The sequence below is a fragment of the Acetobacter oryzifermentans genome (assembly GCF_001628715.1).
Classification (GTDB): Bacteria; Pseudomonadota; Alphaproteobacteria; order Acetobacterales; family Acetobacteraceae; genus Acetobacter; species Acetobacter oryzifermentans.
The window spans coordinates 1690843-1710118 of the sequence record NZ_CP011120.1 but is presented as its reverse complement, the minus strand read 5'-3'; the positions used below and the strand labels follow the sequence as shown (position 1 = coordinate 1710118).

The following is a 19276-nucleotide window of genomic DNA, read 5'->3' as shown; positions in this document are numbered from 1 at the left end:
ATTTCAACGTGAGAATTAAAAAATCTCAGTATATGTATTATTGAGAATAATTTGCATTATCCTTATGTTGCATACCCTTATCAGGGAGGGTTTACGGTAATGTATTTTAGAAAATTCTGGAGATATGGGAAAAGGAAGAAAGACGTTTCTAAACCTGTGGAATTACCCTCTGAGATAGAAGCTATTCGCCAGAAAGCGTTGCGTGGGTACCATTTGGAGCAGGTGTTATGGGGTAAAATCCTTTTAGACAGTGTATATTTACCTTCAGATCCCGAAACGGCGGTTATATGGTTTCGCATGGCTGCTCAGGCAGGGTATGGGCCAGCACATAACATGCTGGGGCGTTGTTATTATTTTGGCTGGGGATGTACCCAAAACCATCAGAAAGCCATTACCCATTACACTTTAGCGGCAAAATTACATGATAATTGGGGGCGCTATAATCTGGCGATCATGACAATGCGGGGTATTGGCATGCCGCAGGATCTTCCATCTGCATTCGCGCTTTTTCAAGAAGGAACCCAAGCTGGGCACGCAAAGTCCATGAATATTTTAGCAAGATTTTACGAAGAGGGGTGGGTTATTTCTCGAGATAAGAAAAAAGCGATCATGCTGTATAAGCAATCAGCACAAAAAGGTGATTACCGAGGCCAGCACAATTACGCGGTATGGCTGGCAGAGCAAGGGCATATTGAAGAAGCAATGTTATGGTGGCAGCAAGCTGTACCACAAGCCACATTAGATGTTTTGCTTGCAATACAAGATATTACACAACATTTGCAACACAGTTCAATTTATAATTTGAAAAATATGATAGAAAAAAGAATAAGTTCAAATAAAAATAATAATTAATAAAATATATTTTTCCAATTGAGTGCGAATATTAATATATGTATAGGAATATAGATATTATAAAATTATTTTAATAATCTTTAAGTTGCGAATCATTCGCGGAAAGATATATATGCAACTCATTCGCATTAATATTTTTGTAAAGTCTCATGACAGATTTATCTTCATCTCGGCAGATACCTACATCTTCTTTTATGTTTGGCTTGGCTATGGGGTGGGGTACACTTTCATTGCTAACAGGGGATGCATACGCAGCGTCTGTCGCAGCAGAAGGGCAGTCTCTTAAAAATCAGAAGGTCCCGGAAGCCATAGATGCTTCATCCAAAGCAACTCTTGCCACATCAGGTAAGAAAGGGCCGCATTCTGCCAAGCAGAAAGATGGCTCAGAGGCAGAGGAATGGGTGGTTACTGCATCCCCCATGAACACGCTTCGGACACCCATGGGTATTAGCCGAATGCCGCATGATGCTTTGCATACCCCGCAAACTATTAACGTGGTGCCGCAAATTCTCATGCAGCAGCAGAATGTGAAATCTCTGGATGAGGCTCTTAAAAACGTTCCGGGTATTACGGCTTCCGTTGGGGAAGGTGAAGGCGGAATGGCAGGAGATCAGTTTCTGATCCGAGGCTTTGCCGCTCAGAATGATATTTATGAAAATGGCTTACGCGATTTTGGTGTTTATACGCGTGATAGCTTTGATTACGAAAATGTGGCCGTTATTAAAGGTCCATCATCACAGGTATTTGGTAATGGCACCACAGGCGGCGCTATTAATATTACAACCAAAACACCCACATTAAAAAATCATATTCGCGCTTCGTTTTCTGGCGGAAGCGGACAATATTATCGCGGCACATTGGATTTTAACCGCATGCTTACGGATAGTATTGGTATCCGTATTACCGGCATGGGGAATGAAAACAATACTGTCGGGCGAGATTATGTTTATTCTCACAGATGGGGTATTTCACCGTCTATTACATTCGGTATGGGAAAAAAGCTTTCTTATACCCTAGAATACTTTCACCAAACAGATAATCGTGTTCCAGATTACGGTGTGCCTGTGCTGAAAAAACCGGGAGCGGCTTATGGCAAACCAGCCACAGAATATGGTGTCAAACGCACCAATTGGTATGGCACCACGTTTGATCAGGATAACTCCAGTGTGGATATGCTAACAGGGCGTTTGAAGTGGGAGGCTTCTCCCTACGTTACTGTGTATAATGATACACGCGGTGGGCTTTATAGCCGGTATTTTTCTGCTTCACAGGAAGGCTGCACAAGCAGTCAGCTCTCTTATAATGCCAGCGGTGGGCTCAAGAATGGGGCTGCCTATAATTGTAATACCGATTTCTTTGGTGGGAATGCGGCAGCGGCCAAGCTTTCCAGAACTGGTGGCGTGTTTGGGCCAAATCCGTATCAGCAAAATGATTGGTCTGTGCAAAATGTGCTTTCTGCAGTTGCCAAGTTTGATACAGGTAGCGTGAAGCACGAAATGATTGGCGGTGTAGATATCATGCATGTGTATGATCGCCGCGAAAATTTTGCCTATAATAATGCAGTTGCGCGTCAATACGTAAATCTTCTGGATCCATCTCCAATCGTGCCGGGGCTGAATGTTGTAAATGGGTCTTCTATGCCCGGAGGGTTGGTCAACACAGCTACAGCCGGGCAGAAAAAATGGAAAACAGGCGATGCCACAGATGTAGGGGCTTTTTTTTCAGAACAGGCTCAGCTTGCCCCGTGGTTTTCTGTTAGGGCAGGTTTTCGGTGGGATCACTGGGATACGCATTACAGCATGACTGGTGGGAGCTACGCCAAACCGGATGTGCATATGGGGCAGACGCAGGATACATTTAACCCTAACGTGAGCTTAATGTACACGCCTGATGATCACGGTATGATCTACTTTAACTGGTCGGAATCAACAACGCCATTGGGCTTGTATGTTACAAACAGTTCTGAACCATTGAACTTGAAGGATCAAGGCTCCAAACCAGAACGTAGCCGGCTTTATGAGCTAGGGGCTAAATATTCAGCTTTTCATGATCGCATTGGTTTTGCCGCCTCTGTTTTTCGTTTGGAAAAGGGTAATTCTATTCAAACAGACCCAAGCTCTGGTACTGTTACGCCAACCAGCGATACGCAGCGCAACCAAGGTGTGGAGCTGAGTGTTTCTGGCATGATCATGAAAAACTGGAACGTGATTGCCACTTATGCACGGTATGATAGCAAAACGCTTTCTGGCACAGCCACAGATGTTGGTAAGCAGGTGCAGTATGTTCCCAGAAACCAGGCAACGGTTTGGACAACATATGAGATTGCGCCTTCTAAGCCCTACAATTTTCTTGTAGGCGGAGGGATGACCTGGCGGGAAGGTGTGTTCCTTGATAACGCCAATACAGCGCGTGTTCCAGCAAACGTAGAGTTTGATGCAGTTGTTTCCCATCGTTTCGATCAGCATTGGAAAGTTACGATGAATGGTTACAATCTTGCTAATCGTCTGAATTACGGAAATCTGTTCAGTAACCGTGTTACACCATCTATTGGGCGGGCATTTTTGTTCAATTTGGCAGCGGATTATTGATAGGCTTGCGGCCAGAAATAACGGAGGGAGCGTATAAAAAGTGCTCCTTCCGTTTCTAAGATAAAAATAGAACATTCATCAATTATTAGAAAAGTTTTTGACTATGTTCCTGCGCATTCCTTCTGTTCTGACGGCTGATGAGCTTGCCTATTGTCGGATGAAGTTGGAGGCAGCGGAATGGACGGATGGGCGGGAAACAGCCGGAGCGCAATCTGCAAAAAGCAAGAACAATCTACAGTTGTCGCGTCATTCAGGCATCTGTTTGGAGTTGGGTGAAGTGGTTTTGCGCGCTTTAGGGCGAAATGCCACGTTTAATAGTGCAGTGTTACCTTACAAAGTAACGCCTCCTTTATTTAACAAATATGAAGGAGGTATGAATTTTGGTGCTCATGTTGATAATGCTATCCGGGGTGTTTTTGCTGGCGGCATTCATACGCGCATTCGTACAGATGTTTCCTCAACATTATTTTTTTCTGCGCCAGAAGAATATGATGGTGGAGAACTGATTATGTATGCCAATGGCGCGGAGCAATCGGTCAAGTTGTTTGCTGGTGATATGGTTATATATCCTACCACGGTATTACATAGTGTCGCACCAGTTACGCGGGGTGTAAGGTTGGCGGCATTTTTTTGGTCACAATCAATGATAGCGGAAGAAAGCCGTCGGCAAATTATGTTTGATCTGGATACACAGATTATATCTCTGCGCGAAAGGTTAGGGGATACGGATCATACTGTTTTAGCACTTACAAATACTTATCATAATTTGATGCGCCAGTGGTGTATTCTGTAATAAATAATTTATAATTACCATAACAAAGTATATTTATCATCATAATTATTTATAGTATTTTAGTATATAACTCTTCTGTATTATTTTTAATTTAATTATTATCAGCGTGTTGGCCAGTTTAAAGCGTACATGGGTATTCTCATGTGCGCTATTACGCATTGGGTCATGACGAACACGCGGAGGAGTGTGCCGTGTTGTTTCTTAAAAGCGTTCTTCTAGAAGCAGATTAGCATCATGTGTTCTGTAGGCTGTGCCTCGATCATATGCCTTATCTATTCATAACCCTGCATAACCAGAAATCTTTCTTCATGCCTATTTAGCGTGAGGATAGTTAATAAAAATATGTAAGTTAAAGGGCACATAATCCCAAAAATTTTAGATATTCTATATTTTTATAAATCATATTTTCGAAAATATCCCTTCCCAAGATATCTTGACATAAATAAATACATAATTACATTAACTATGAATTGAGGTGTGGCGCATTCCAAATCCTCATCCGGTTTTTTGTGATGGTGGGGGTATGGGTCAATGAGTGTGAAAGTGATGATGCAATCTTCGGGCAACAAAACTCTTGCGGGCTTTACGCGGCGCATAAGCTTTTGGCTTGGTGCATCTGTGCTGCTTGGTGGCGTTGCTGCCGTATTATTGGTGCTACAACTTACTGTTTTCGCGCAAATTGTTGCTGGTCTTGCTTTTCAGCATCACTCTTTGGCAGATGAGATTCCAGCCTTAAAGTGGTTGGTGTTTTTTCTGGTTACTCGTGCGCTGTTGCAATGGGCTGCCGATATGGTTGCCGCACAAGGTAGCCTGCGGTTGATCTCTAATTTGCGGAGTGAGCTGTTACAACATTTGTTTAATGTTGGCCCAGTGGGTATGGCCGGCCACGCAACAGGGGCGACAGTTACGGCGCTGGATGCTGGGCTAGAAGGGCTGGAACCTTATTTTACCCAGTATATGCCACGTGCTGCCATGATGGTTGTCTTGCCATTTATGATATTGGCAACCGTTTTGCATCTAGATGGCTGGAGCTTTCTAATTCTTGCCTGTACTGGGCCGCTTATTCCCGTTTTTATGGCGCTGGTTGGGTATCGGGCACAGGCGATTATGGATCGACAATGGACCCAACTGCTTCTGCTGGGTTCATCCTTTCTGGATGCATTGCAAGGAATGACAAGCTTGCGGTTATTGGGCCGCGCGCGGGATGCTGTTGCTGCGGTGGCTGACATGGCAGATGAATATCGCTGCACAACTATGTCTGTCATGAAAGTGGCATTTCTTACCTCTGCGGTATTGGAGTTTTTTGCCAGCCTGTCCATTGCTCTTGTGGCTGTTGTGTTTGGTGCCCGTTTGCTAGAAGGAAAAGCAGATTTTCAGTCTGCTTTTCTGGTGCTGCTTCTCGCACCGGAATATTTTATGCCTCTGCGGGCTTTTTCTGCCAGTTATCATGCACGGCAAAATGCAACTGCAGCTATGGCAGGTATTAGCAAACTGTTTGCGCTCCCAGCGATGGCGGCACGTCATGAAAATCAGCTCCTTGCAGAGACTTTGGTATCTGTAAAGTGCGAGAATCTGTCAGCAGAATATGAAGCGAACAGACCAGTTTTATCCAACATAAACTGCACATTTGCACGTGGCACACTCAGCCTGATAACCGGCGAAAGTGGTGCAGGTAAAACAACGTTAGTGCGCCTGCTGCTTGGCCTGTTGTCACCCGTTACAGGGCGCATTGTTGCGGAAGATGCTCACGGCATAGCACATAGGGATTGGCAATCTAATATTGGCTGGGTGCCACAACGGCCTTGTCTCGTACATGGTACAGTGGCGGAAAATTTACGCATGGCAAGCCCACAAGCAGATATTGCAAGCCTTCGCAATGTAGCTCGACAAGCCGATGCGCTCTCATTTATCGAATCTTTGCCTCAAGGTTTTGATACTTTGATAGGTGAGCGCGGGACATGTCTTTCTGGTGGGCAGGTGCAGCGGCTGGCATTGGCGCGTGTGTTGTTGCGGAAGCCGCAAATTCTCATTCTGGATGAACCTACAGCCCACCTTGATCCCGAAAGTGAGCGACGTGTGGCGACTGCCATCGCGCATGTTGCAACCCATTGCATTGTCATCGTGATCGCTCATCGTGGGGCAATCATCACTCACGCACAGCAAGTATTGAGGGTGCATAAGGGGCAGGTTTTTAGTGGTCCACATCTGTTGGAGCACGCAGCATGACGCAGTTTTCACGCCTTGCTGTGCTTATGAGACCTATCCGGCGTGAAATGCTGATGGGGCTTGCTCTGGCAGTGTTGGCATCTCTGGCTAATTTTGGGCTGTTGTTTCTGTCTGGATGGCTTTTGGCGGCTGCGGCTGTAGCCGGACTTGGGGGGATTGTTGCGCAAAATGCCTTCAATATTTTTCTGCCCGCGGTAGGCGTCAGGTTTTTTGCCACTGTGCGTATTCTTGCTCGGTACCTAGAGCGTGTGGTGACGCATGATGCCACGCTGCGGTTTATTGGGCGTGTGCGGGCATGGAGTTTTGAGAGCCTTATACCTCAGGCTCCAGCTGTTCTGGCTCGGCAACGTAGTGGGGATATGCTGTTCCGCTTTGTGTCTGACACAGACCGGATGGGGCAGTTTTATCTGGAAGTCATGTTGCCTTTTGCTGTGGCGGCCATTTGTTGCGCTGCATATGTGGTTGTAACGGGCCTTTTTTCTGTTTCAGCCGCCTTGGTGCTGGCGACAAGTCTTTTGTTGTGCGGAACCATAATTCCGTTGATAGCGGCCAAACTTTCAGCATGTGCAACCGCACAGATCAGCCTTCAGCAAGACATTATGCATGCGGATCTGACGGAGATATTACAGGGCATGGGTGAATTTATGTTTCTTGGCGCTGCAGGCAGCGTGCAGGAGCATATTGCACGCCAACAAACCAATATTCGCGTATGCCGCCAAAAAGTGTTGCTGCTGGAAGGAGGTGCTCGCTTCCTAATTACTCTTATCGGCACATTAAGTGCAGTAGCAATGCTGGCTCTTGCTACGCATGCTTATCATGCAGGCACTCTTTCTGCGGCATGTTTGCCTATGCTGGCGTTAGGTGGGCTTGCTGCGTTTGATGTTGTGGGGCCTTTGCCAGCAGCATGGCAGTTACTGGGGCATGTGCGTGTGGCAGCGCAGCGCGTATTTGCTGTATGTGATCAGCCCCCATGCGTGCCTCTGCCTGCTGTAACAGCCTCTCCAGTTCAACCATTGGATCTGTGCTTTTGTAATTTGGGAATGCGTTACCCAGAAGCAAATTACTGGGCGCTTCGGCATGCAAATCTGTTGATCCGGCAAGGGGAACATGTCGCTCTGGTTGGTCCATCAGGGGCAGGTAAAAGCACGCTGATAAATCTGCTGTTCCGTTTTTATGATTATCAGGAAGGAACAGCCAGTTTTGGCAACGTTGATCTGAAAAACGTTGATGCAGATACCATGTCGCAACATGTTGGCATTGTTGCGCAGGACTTTCACCTATTTCTGGGCAGTATTCGGCGTAATCTGATGATCGCCCGCTCCAATGCCACAGAAGATGAAATGTGGCGGGCGTTAAAAATTGCGCAGCTAGCAGAGTTTGTGCGGGCTGAGCCAGCAGGGCTTGATACCTTGGTTGGTGAAGAAGGTATTTGCCTTTCTGGCGGCCAGGCGCGGCGGTTGGCCATAGCGCAGGTTGTGCTGCGTGCGCCTGCATGGATCATTTTAGATGAGCCAACGGAGGGGCTGGATGCACAGACGGAGCAGGATCTTATGGCCGCCTTACTTGCTGCACTACCGCCGCAGGCAACCATCATGTGCATTACCCACAACCGCAAAGTGGCGGGATTGATGGACCGTATCGTGCGCGTTGCAGAAGGCCGGTTTTATGAGGTCGGGAGAGCGCCATGATCCGACGATGATCTGATCCTCCCCAAACCTTTATTTGCTTTTACCGTAATCAGGAGATCTGACGGTGGAATTTATTGATCCCAATGTCGTTGATCTGTCGCGCTTTCAATTTGCGCTGACGGCATTGTACCATTTTATGTTTGTGCCGCTTACCCTCGGCCTTACATTTATGCTGGCGGCTATGGAGACAGTTTACGTTGTTACTGGCCGGCAGATTTATAAAGATATGGCGCAGTTTTGGGGTAAACTGTTTGGAATAAACTTTGCCATTGGTGTTGCAACTGGCATCACAATGGAATTTGAGTTTGGCACCAATTGGTCCATGTATTCTCATTTTTTCGGGGATATGTTCGGTACACCCTTAGCGATTGAAGGCCTTATGGCCTTTTTTATGGAATCTACATTTGTAGGTCTCATGTTTTTTGGTTGGGATAGGCTGAGCAAGCAGGCGCATCTGGCTATCACTTATTTGGTGGCGTTGGGCTCTAATTTATCAGCCTTATGGATTTTAATTGCCAACGCCGGGATGAATATGCCCGAAGGTGCACATTTTGATCCTGAAACAATGCGGATGCAGTTTGAAAGTTTTGTAAATCTGGTTTTTAACCCAGATGCACAAGCCAAGTTTGTTCATACATCTGTTGCGGGTTACGTCTCGGCAGCAATGTTTGTTATGGGTATTAGTGCTTTTTACCTACTACGCGGTCAGCATCGGCAGTTTGCAGCACGTTCGTTCCGTATGGCAGCGCTGTTTGGCATTATCTCCACTGTGGCTGTTATTACGTTGGGAGATGTATTGGGCCGGTTGGATTATGAAAAACAGCCCACCAAAATTGCGGCAATTGAAGGCCTTTGGCACACCAGTAAACCGCCGTTTGAACCGTGGATTTTGGCGGCTTTGCCAGATGATGCCAAGCAGGAAAACCATTTTGAAGTTGGTGTGCCGCTTGTGCTCACTCCACTGATTACCCATACGTTTGACCAACCCATTACCGGTATGCATGAGCTGGAAGATGCAGCCGGACCGCGTATTCGTGCGGGTATCGAGGCTGTGAGCGCTTTGCGCCGCTATGGTGTTACGCATAGCGATGCAGATCTCACTCTGTTTACACAGCATGAGCAGGATATGGGATACGGCCTGTTGGCCGCACGCCACGCCCCCAATCAGGATGTTACGAACATTCCCGAAGATCAGATTGACGCTGTGGTGAAAGCAACTCAGCCCGATATTCTCCCCAACGTATTTGTTACGTTCTGGTCTTTTCGGTTTATGGTGTTTCTGTCTCTATGGTTTTTCGCGCTGTTTGCCATCTCAGCCTATGTCAGTCTGAAACGTCGGCTAGAGCATAACAAGCTACTTCTAAAACTCTGCATGTGGTCAATTCCTTTGCCAATTTTGGCAACAGAATTTGGATGGATTACTGCTGAAGCAGGCCGTCAGCCGTGGACAGTGTTCGGATGGTTGCCCACCTTCCTTTCCGCCTCAAGCCATGGCGTGTCTTACATGGTGTTTTCGCTTATTGGTTTTGTGCTGCTTTATAGTGTGTTTATTGCCGCAGAACTTTACCTCATGTTCAAGTTCGCGCGTCTGGGGCCAGAACACGACAGCATGGAACCACATGCTCAACTGCATGCTCCCAAACCGTCAGCCTTTGACATGCACCCTACGGCCCCCTGACAGGAAACGGTGATATGGAACTTTACGCGATACTGAAGATAGTTTGGGCCGTTATGTTGGGTGTGCTGTTTATTGGCCTTGGCACCATGGTTGGTATGGATATGGGGGTAGGCACATTGCTGCGCTTTGTAGGGCGCAATGATGCCGAACGCCGTACAGCACTCAACATTATTGGCCCGCATTGGGATGGTAACCAAGTCTGGTTTATTTTAGGGGGAGGGGCAATTTTTGCCGCTTTTCCTACACTCTACGGCACATCATTTTCGGTTTTTTATGTGGTTATGATTACCCTGCTGTTCAGCATGATTTTGCGGCCTGTAGCGTTTGAATATCGTTCCAAGGCAGATAGCAAGTTGTGGCGCGCAAGCTGGGACTGGGTATTTCTTGTTTCGGGCTTTGTGCCAATGTTTATCTATGGCGCAGCGTTTGGGAATATTCTGGAAGGAGTAGGATACCATTTTGGCTGGACGGGGCAGTATTATCAGGATGAATCCTTCCTGTCTTATCTGCTTAATCCCTTTGCCGTTTTATGTGGTTTTATGTCTGTCAGCCTAAGTATTTATCAAGGCGGCGCCATGCTGATGTTGCGGGCTGATAATCCCATTTGGGCACGTGCACGGCATTATGCCATTGCCGGAGGTATATTTGCGGCCATCCTGTTTGTGGCTGGTGGCATATGGATGCAGTTTCTGCCCGGATTTGTTATGACAGGCCCGGTTAATCCGGCCATGCCAGCAAATCCTCTACATGGTCAATCTGTGGCAATTGTTGCTGGGGGGTGGATGCATAATTTCCGTCATCATCCTGCCTTATGGCTGTTACCACTTATGGGGGTAGGCTGCATGCTGGCTGGTTCTGCAATGCTGGCGGCTGGCCGTACTGTGGTTGCGTGGTGGTTAGGTTTGGGCGCATGGGCCGGTACTATCACGACAGTCGGCTGCGCTATGTTTCCATTTCTTATGCCGTCTTCCACCGTGCCAAACCAAAGTTTGACGGTATGGAACAGCACGGCAAGTGAATACGGCTTAGGCTGCATGCTGGCCGTTGCAGCCATTTTTGTGCCGATTATCCTATCTTATACTTCGTGGTGTTATTACGTCATGCGCGGGAAGGTTCATACCGCTGATGTCGTTAATGATACCCATAGCTACTGATTGTGAGGTCGTGATGACAAAGCTTTTGCGTCTGGCCGGTCTGGCTGTTGCTCTTGTTATTTCTTTGCTGTTTGCCGTGTTTGTGGGGGATCAGGGGCCATGGTATTTTGCGTGGGTGATTGGTACGGTCATGATCATCCTGATTTCCGGGGCAGGGGCAATTATGCTGGATGCCCAATCCAACCTTTCATCCGATGAGGAAATCTAACTATGATGGGTGATCTTGAGCGGATTATTTTCTTTATTCCCGTTGTATATATGGGCCTTTACCTGATTGCTTACCAGTGCGGACGGCGTTGGTTTCCATAAGTAAAAATGCGCCACCCAGCAGATGCGGGTGGCGCGATTATGAGGTTAAGCAGATAATATAGCTGGCAGGGTGTGGAACTCCCTGAGATGTTCGGATGTTACACACGCACTACGCATTGACCAGACGATCATGCTGTTGTGCTTACGCTTGCTTTATTCTTGGTTTGTCTTCCAAAAAATAGGGCAAAGGTTTTTTTGTTGGGTGCATGATCTTGGTCGTAACATAGAACCGAGAGAATGTTATGAAAACATGGGTGTACTGGGGTGGTGTCGGAGTGCTGAGCCTTGCGGTTATGAGTGCCGCTGGGTGGAAACTTTTGCTGCATCCAGAAGCAGCAGAGTTGCCCATTGCAGCCGGGTTGGGCCCTAGTCCTGATCTTCCCAAACCCAACCATACCTTGTTCCCAACAGTTAATATTGCAACGCCTATGGGGTGGTCGGGCACACAAACACCATCGCCCGCGCAGGGGTTGGCTGTTACAGCTTATGCAAAAAACCTGAACCACCCCCGATGGCTCTATAAGTTACCCAATGGTGACATTCTGGTGGCCGAGAGCAACTCCCCCAAAACGGACGTTAAAAGCGTTAAAAATCGTATTGCCGGGCTTGTAATGGGCAAGGCCGGTGCGGGCGATAGCAGCCCGAACCGGATTATTCTGCTGCGTGATACATCAGGGAGCGGAGCCGCAGATACGCGCACGGTTTTTCTGGATCATCTTTATTCTCCCTTTGGAATGGCGCTTATAGGGAATAATCTGTATGTCGCTAATGCCAATGAGATTTTGCGCTTTCCTTATCACGATGGTGATACACAGATTAATACGCCCGGCACCAAAGTGGTGGATCTACCTGCTGGATATAACCATCATTGGACCAAAAACTTGCTTGCAAGCCCAGATGGCAGCTTTTTGTATGTAACTATCGGATCTAACAGCAATGTTGCTGATAATGGAATGGAGGTTGAAGAGGGCCGGGCACGGATAGACAAACTTGACCTGTCCACAGGAAAGCTCACTCCATATGCAACCGGATTGCGTAACCCAAATGGCTTGGCCTTTGAGCCAGACAGCGGAGCCCTATGGGTGGCGGTGAATGAGCGGGATGAAATAGGGAGTGATCTTGTGCCCGATTACATTACCGCCGTGAAGGAAGGCGCATTTTATGGCTGGCCTTACAGTTATTACGGCCAGCATGTTGATAGCCGTGTTTCACCTCAACGTCCGGATCTTGTAGCGCAAGCGGTTGTGCCTGATTATGCTGTTGGTGCGCATACAGCTTCTATTGGTATTGCGTTTTCTCATGATGCCATGCAACTCCCTGACGTATGGCGGCATGGATTGTTTGTGGCGCAACATGGATCTTGGAACCGTAGGCCTAAAAGTGGCTATAAGGTAATCTATGTGCCGTTTGCCGATGGGCGGCCAGCAGGAATGCCTATTGATGTGCTTACGGGCTTTTTGACACCAGATGAATCACATGTGCATGGCCGACCAGTTGGTCTTGCGCTTGATCGTGCAGGCGCGTTGCTGGTTGCTGATGATGTTGGCAATGTTGTGTGGCGTGTCATAGGCCAGAACCCGTAATGATAATTGTTTTGAATACCTTTCCTGTATTCATGATGATAAAATAAATATCACAGTTATGTGATTTTGGTGCTTAACAGATGCGTATGTTTTCAACGTGATGGAAGCATACGCGCTCGGCTATCTATTTGTTTGCCAAGAAGCCTGTATGGCTTGGCCCGGCCTTCCTAATGTGGTGGCGATGCATAGTTAATGAATTTACAACAATGTGTGTAAATTTTAGTCAGGCCATAATGATGACGGATAGCAGTGAGATATCTTACCATGTCAGGAAGGTGCGGGCGTTGCATGCTGTCGTGTGGCGCACGCGAAATATGATTTAGGGATGATTATGGAAAATCAGGTTCATTCAATTTGGTCGCAATTAAGCGGGCTGTTGCCTGTATTGTTAGGGTATGCAAGCCAGTTTGTTCTGGCATTGATTGTTCTTTTTGTGGGCTGGAAAGTTGTTAACGCTGTAACGCGGGCAATGGGCCGGATGATGACCGCCAGCCATATAGAACCAACACTGCGTGGTTTTTTGCTAAGTGTTGTTGGCCTGTTCCTAAAAGCTCTTTTGCTCATCAGCGTAGCTTCTATGGTTGGCATTGCTACAACGTCGTTTGTTGCGGTGTTGGGTGCAGCGGGCTTGGCTGTTGGTATGGCATTGCAAGGCAGCCTTGCGAACTTTGCCGGCGGTGTTTTGATTCTGCTTTTCCGTCCTTTCAAGGTAGGGGATTCCATTACTGCGGGTGGTAGCTCGGGCACAGTGACATCAATCGAAATGTTTCGCACTGTGCTGCTGGATGCAAACCACGAGATTATTTACGTTCCTAATGGAACACTCTCAAACAACATTGTTATTAACAGCTCGGAATCAGATCGGCTTCTGGGCTCGGTCAGTTTGCTGATTGATTACAATGATGATCTCGATAAAGCGCGGACACTATTGCTGGGGCTGACAGAGCAGGATCCGCAGGTTCTGAAAGACCCGGCTGCTTCGGTTTCCTTTTTGCCCAAGCCTGCAAATATTCAGGTTACTCTGGGGTTCTGGTGTGCTCCTGGTGATGTTTCCTCCCTCGTGGCAAAATATTCCGAGGATTCAATCAAGGTGCTTCAGCGGGAAGGTTATCGCTTGGGGGTAACTGCACGAGCTGCCGCGTAATTCAGGGTATTCTTGTTAGGAGCTTAATAAGAGCCATCTGCTTAGGCGAAGGGGTAGGCATTGTCCTACCCCTTTCTGATTCTATGGGGTGTTGCGTGTCTTGCGGAGGATCCAGCGGAAACTCATGGGATTACGTACTTGCAATTTATTCTTAGTTGCTAGATAAGGCGCAGGCTATTCCCATGCAGTGAGCCTTGCCATGAGTTTTCGTGTGTTTTGTTTGAATACGCTTTGTGTTTCCAGCTTGCTTGCAGGCATTGCAGAAGGCGTTTTTTTTCCTGGTTATGTGCAGGCAGAAGATATCAAGCCGTCACATAAGCCAGTTCATGCACCTCTTTCGGATACAAAACAGCCGAGTGCAGGCCAGACAAAAAAAACGATACAGGGGCAAAACAAGCAAACAACAGATACAGTTGCAGCCAAGCAAGAAGATCTGGTTGTTAAAGCATCGCGCAGTAACCGTATGTATGTGACGAATGGAGGAGATCTGGGGGTTTTAGGGCATAAAAAGGGCTTAGATGTTCCGTTTAATATACGAAGCTATAATTCCAGCCTTATCTTGAACCAGCAGTCTCAAACGCTTGGTGATGTTTTGCTGAATGATCCAACCGTTCGCACAACTATGGGGTATGGTAATTACGCCCAGCTTTTCCAGATACGTGGTTTTACCCTGTATGGCGATGATATTGCGATTGATGGCTTGTATGGCGTTACACCGCGCCAGCTTGTTTCTCCTCAGCTCTATGATTCAGTGCAGGTTCTTAATGGCGCCAGTGCATTTTTGAACGGTGCGGCGCCGGGCGGTTCTGCCATTGGCGGGAATGTAAATCTTATTCCCAAACGTGCGGCATCTACCGATATCACCCGCGTTACAGGTGATTATACAAGTAGCGGGCAGGGCGGTGGCGCTTTTGATTTAAGCCGTCGGTTTGGTAAAGATCGCGCCTATGGTTTCCGCTTCAATGCCGCTGGCATGGATGGTGAAACACCTATCAAAGGAGAACGGCATGATGACATCGCCCTTGGTGGTTCCTTTGATTGGCATAATGATGATACGCGCATCAATATGAATATGAACTACCAGAAACAGCAGGTTTTTGGTGGGCGTAGCGCCATTATTGTTTCCAGCCTTGCAACAGATATGCCTACACCAAAGGCTACCTCTCCCTCCAAAAACTGGGGGCAGCGCTGGGCTTACACAGATCTCTCCTATCTGTTTGGCACGCTGAATATTGAACATGACTTTGGCGAGCACATTACCACCTACGCAAAGTTTGGTGCCCAAAGTGGAAACGAAATGGGTAATTACGCCACAACCACACTAAGCAATTCTCGTACAGGGGATGGCTCTGTGGGGGCTATGGCGGATGCTTATAATGTTATGAACGAGGCAACGCAGGCTGGGGTGCGTGCCCATGTAAATACAGGCTTTATCAAGCATGAAATCAATGCGGGTGGTTCTGCAATCTGGGAAGAATCAGACGCAGCTTATGCTATGAGTCTGGTAGGGGAGTCCGGGAATATTTATCACCCAACTCAGTTTACGCCCAATGAGACGTTTGCCGGAGGCAATTTGCGCAACCCAGGGCGCGTTTCATGGAACAAACTCTATAGCTTGTTTTTGTCTGATACGATGACATTCTGGCATGACCGTATCGCGTTGACAGGTGGCTTCCGGTATCAGGATATCCTATCAGATTCTTATAATTACGGGAGCGGAAGTCTGCTTTCGCATTATAATGCTTCAGCTTTTTCGCCTGTTATCGGCCTTGTAGTGCACCCGGTTAAGAATGTTGCGTTGTATTTCAACCGTATTCAGGGGCTTTCTGCTGGCACCACTGTTGGTTCTACCTATGTAAATGCAGGGCAAACCTTTGCGCCGTATCAGAGCACGCAGTACGAGGTTGGTGCCAAGTACGACGTGGGGCGTTTTTCTGCCGGTGTCGCATTTTTCCAGACATCCATGCCGTATGGTATGACAGAACCTTACGGAGATACGGGTGAATCTATCTATACCCAAAGCGGCAAGCAGAGAAACCGGGGTATGGAACTGACATTTAATGGAGAAATCCTGCGTGGGTTGCGGTTTAACGGAGGCCTTACGCTGATTGATGCCAAACAGGTGCATACAGCCGGAGGTGAATATAATGGCAAGACCGTTATTGGTGTTCCAAACTATACAATTAACGGAAATCTGGAATATGATGTGCCCTTCGTAAAAGGGCTAACGCTTGTTGGCCGAGTTGTTAGTACTGGCAAGCAGCAGTTCAATAACGTCAATTCAGCCCACCTGCCTGCATGGTCTCGGTTTGATCTGGGGGCACGTTATACCTTTTTGGTTCATAACAAGCCCCTTACGGCACGGTTTGAAGTCGATAACGTTGGAAACCAACGGTATTGGGCTTCTGTTTATCAGAGCGATCTGGTTATGGGGGATCCGCAAACATTTAAGTTTTCTGTAAGTGCTGATCTCTGATAACGGTAGATGAGAAAATAATACCATTTTTTGCCGGATGTTGCTCAATAGACAGTGCAGCATCCGGCTTTATTTATGGGTGAATGCGATTTATTACTGCATGGGACATAAACTTTTTCTAATAAAGGGAGTTCCAGAATTTTTAAAAGTTTTTTGTAAATAAAAATTATTCAATAGCAGAACTGTTTTTTGATTGCGTGAAACCTTTAGTAAAGGGCGCCGTTCAACATAGTGCGTACTTTGCGGATGTATCTTTTTTCAAGAAATTACTGCTTTCAAAAGGACAATACTCATGAAAAAGACGTACTTTCTTGTTGCGGCTTTGTGTGTTGCTGCGCCAGCATTTGCAGAATCTTTACCAGAACGAACCGGCATAAATTCTGCAATGGGTATAGCCCCTAAAACGGATGATTTTATTCAAGGTGCTGTATGGAGCGATCTTTTCGAGATTCAATCCAGCCAACAGGCACTTTCAGAACCTTCTCTTAAAGATTTTGCATCTAAAATGATAGAAGATCATCATAAGACATCAGCAGAACTGAAGCAGATTGTAAGTGATAACAACATAAACAATATGCTTCCGGTTGACGTTGATGAATCAAGCCAAAAAAAGCTTGATACGCTCCACGGCCTGCATGGTGAAAGTTTCGTGCGGCAGTATAGGCAAGATCAGATAACGGCGCATGAAAATGCTCTCTCACTTTTCCAGCGTTATGCAAAAAATGGGGATAATCCTGCCTTGAAAAAGTGGGCCGCAAGCACTGTGCCAACGCTTGAAGAGCATCTGAGACTGGCAAAGAACTTGCCTCAGTAAATTTGTATTTTTATGTGAGTTGTAGAGTACCAGCGTTCTGGCTGGAAATTTCATACCGAGGTGATAAGCACCTTGGTATGTCTTTTTCTTCTAGGATAGTGATTGATTTGCAATACATGCGTTCTTGAGCGTATAAGCAGAATTCACTCAGATGAAAGGTCATGAAATGACCTTTTGCTGGCTCTTGCTACCCCCAGCTCTCAGATACGACGCCCATATGGAAGGTGTCCAGAGCATTTACCCTCGATAGGAAACCAAGCCCTGCAGGGGGCTGCGCGCCGTCGAAGAGAGCGAGATATCGTCCGCTTTGATTGTGATCAGCTGTTCAATCAAAGGATATCTCCGTGACGATCGATAGCTGCAAGGTCTTGATGATCTTTCCACTTTTTAATGCCAGTTCGTTCTGGAATTACAAAGAGGCCTGTGATCTGGCTGGGGCGCGCTATCCGGCGGCTCCGCTTGGTTTGATTACGGTTGCTGCGTTGCTTCCCAAACACTGGGAGGTTAAATTGGTGAACCGGAACACCGAGCTTCTGACAGATGAGGATTTCGTTTGGGCCGATATGGTGATGACCGGCGGAATGCTTCCCCAAAGAAATGACGCTCTGCGCATTATGGAAATGTGCCGCATCAGCAATAAACCAGTGGTGGTTGGTGGGCCGGATGTGACATCCAGCCCAGATTTGTATAGCGCGGCAAATTTTCAGGTGCTGGGTGAAGCTGAAGAAATCATGATTGATTTCATAACAGCTTGGCGGAGGGGGGACACGCAGGGCGTCTTTAAGGCCCCGATGGGGAAAACGGACGTTACAAAAAGCCCTTTGCCGCGTTTTGATCTGTTAAAGCTGGATCAGTATTTGCATGTAGGTATTCAGTTTTCACGTGGATGTCCGTTTAGCTGCGAGTTCTGCGATATTATTGAGCTTTATGGCCGTGTACCGCGAACCAAAACAAACGCGCAGGTTATTGCAGAGCTGGATGCATTGTATGCTCTTGGTTATCGGGGGCATGTGGATTTTGTTGATGATAATCTGATTGGTAACAAAAAAGCGCTTAAGAAGTTCTTGCCGGATTTGAAACTCTGGCAGAATAAAAAGAAATTTCCATTTGAGTTTTCAACCGAAGCATCCATCAACCTTGCAGATGATACGGATTTGCTGCGCAGTCTGGCAGAAACAAATTTCTTTGCTGTATTCATCGGGATTGAAAGCCCGGATACAGATACGCTGGTGATGACGCAGAAAAAACAGAATACTCGGCGCAGCTTGCAAGAAAGTATTACCAAAATTCATGAGGCTGGTATTTTTGTAAACGCTGGCTTTATTGTTGGCTTTGATAGCGAAAAAAGCAGTGTTGCAGCAGGGATGGTAGAATGTATTGAAGATACTTCCATTCCGGTTTGCATGGTTGGGTTACTTTATGCCCTGCCAACAACACAGCTTACGCGCCGCCTGCTAGCCGAGGGGCGCTTGTTTTCTGGGGGCGAGCAGACGCAATCTGGAGATCAGTGCACAGCGGGGCTGAATTTTGAAACAAACCGCCCGCGCCGCGATGTGTTGAATGATTACAGAACCGTTCTGGCAGAAATTTACAATCCAGTTGCATATTTTGGGCGTGTTCGACGGATGGGCCGGATGCTTAAGCGTGAGCGCGCCCATAAAATGATACGGGGTGATTTGCGCAGTTTTGCACGTTTGCTTTTCCGTATTCACCGTGCTGGCCCAGGAACAGCCAAACAATTCTGGCGTATGATGATTGATTGTGCCCTGCATAACCCAAAGGCAATACCTTATGTGGTTATGACGAGTGCACTTTATTTACATCTCGGCCCATTTTCACGGCAGGTGGTGCGTGAGATTGATAGGGAAATTCAGAATGTAGACGAGGGGCGCTGGCATGCTCCACCAGTGCAGGTTTCGCCAACGGCTGCGGCAGCACTTTTGCCTGCATAACTTAAAAGGGTCTTCTCAT

13 protein-coding genes are annotated in these 19276 nt (G+C 47.2%); all 13 read left to right on the top strand.

The window, feature by feature from the left end:
• Positions 1–99 precede the first annotated feature (99 nt).
• The 13 genes from WG31_RS08045 to WG31_RS07985 all read left to right on the top strand — a co-directional run bounded on the left by WG31_RS08045 (position 100) and on the right by WG31_RS07985 (position 19257).
• Positions 100–852: a tetratricopeptide repeat protein gene (locus tag WG31_RS08045; RefSeq protein ID WP_245191478.1), complete on the top strand. Its 753-nt coding sequence runs from the start codon at positions 100–102 to the stop codon at positions 850–852.
• A gap of 149 nt (positions 853–1001) precedes the next feature.
• Positions 1002–3440, top strand: coding sequence for a TonB-dependent receptor (locus tag WG31_RS08040; RefSeq protein ID WP_063354194.1), 2439 nt, complete (start codon positions 1002–1004; stop codon positions 3438–3440).
• A gap of 103 nt (positions 3441–3543) precedes the next feature.
• Positions 3544–4233 (top strand): Fe2+-dependent dioxygenase, encoded by a 690-nt coding sequence (locus tag WG31_RS08035; RefSeq protein ID WP_063354193.1) that lies wholly within the window; start codon positions 3544–3546, stop codon positions 4231–4233.
• 537 nt (positions 4234–4770) lie between these two features.
• The gene (cydD, locus tag WG31_RS08030) at positions 4771–6459 is read left to right on the top strand and encodes a thiol reductant ABC exporter subunit CydD (RefSeq protein ID WP_209439388.1); all 1689 of its coding nucleotides are present in this window, start codon (positions 4771–4773) and stop codon (positions 6457–6459) included.
• Positions 6456–8147 carry a thiol reductant ABC exporter subunit CydC gene (gene cydC, locus WG31_RS08025; RefSeq protein ID WP_063354191.1) on the top strand — a complete coding sequence of 564 codons (1692 nt, stop codon included), beginning with the start codon at positions 6456–6458 and terminating at the stop codon, positions 8145–8147. Before cydD ends, cydC begins: the two co-directional genes overlap by 4 nt.
• Before the next feature lie 64 nt (positions 8148–8211).
• Positions 8212–9825: a cytochrome ubiquinol oxidase subunit I gene (locus WG31_RS08020; RefSeq protein ID WP_063354190.1), complete on the top strand. Its 1614-nt coding sequence runs from the start codon at positions 8212–8214 to the stop codon at positions 9823–9825.
• Positions 9826–9839: 14 nt separating this feature from the next.
• Positions 9840–10979, top strand: a complete 1140-nt coding sequence (gene cydB / locus WG31_RS08015; protein ID WP_063354189.1) for a cytochrome d ubiquinol oxidase subunit II — start codon at positions 9840–9842, stop codon at positions 10977–10979.
• A 13-nt stretch (positions 10980–10992) separates the two neighbouring features.
• On the top strand, positions 10993–11187 hold the full coding sequence (locus WG31_RS08010) for a hypothetical protein (RefSeq protein WP_063354188.1): 195 nt from the start codon (positions 10993–10995) through the stop codon (positions 11185–11187).
• 343 nt (positions 11188–11530) lie between these two features.
• Complete coding sequence (locus tag WG31_RS08005) at positions 11531–12871, top strand: PQQ-dependent sugar dehydrogenase (RefSeq protein ID WP_063354187.1); 1341 nt, start codon at positions 11531–11533, stop codon at positions 12869–12871.
• A 325-nt stretch (positions 12872–13196) separates the two neighbouring features.
• Positions 13197–14015 carry a mechanosensitive ion channel family protein gene (locus WG31_RS08000; protein ID WP_081461466.1) on the top strand — a complete coding sequence of 273 codons (819 nt, stop codon included), beginning with the start codon at positions 13197–13199 and terminating at the stop codon, positions 14013–14015.
• Positions 14016–14214: 199 nt separating this feature from the next.
• A complete protein-coding gene (locus WG31_RS07995) occupies positions 14215–16491 on the top strand; it encodes a TonB-dependent receptor (RefSeq protein ID WP_035350979.1) in 2277 nt (758 codons plus the stop codon).
• A 292-nt stretch (positions 16492–16783) separates the two neighbouring features.
• Positions 16784–17305 (top strand): DUF4142 domain-containing protein, encoded by a 522-nt coding sequence (locus WG31_RS07990; protein ID WP_063354186.1) that lies wholly within the window; start codon positions 16784–16786, stop codon positions 17303–17305.
• A 344-nt stretch (positions 17306–17649) separates the two neighbouring features.
• Positions 17650–19257 (top strand): B12-binding domain-containing radical SAM protein, encoded by a 1608-nt coding sequence (locus WG31_RS07985; protein ID WP_209439334.1) that lies wholly within the window; start codon positions 17650–17652, stop codon positions 19255–19257.
• Positions 19258–19276 lie beyond the last annotated feature (19 nt).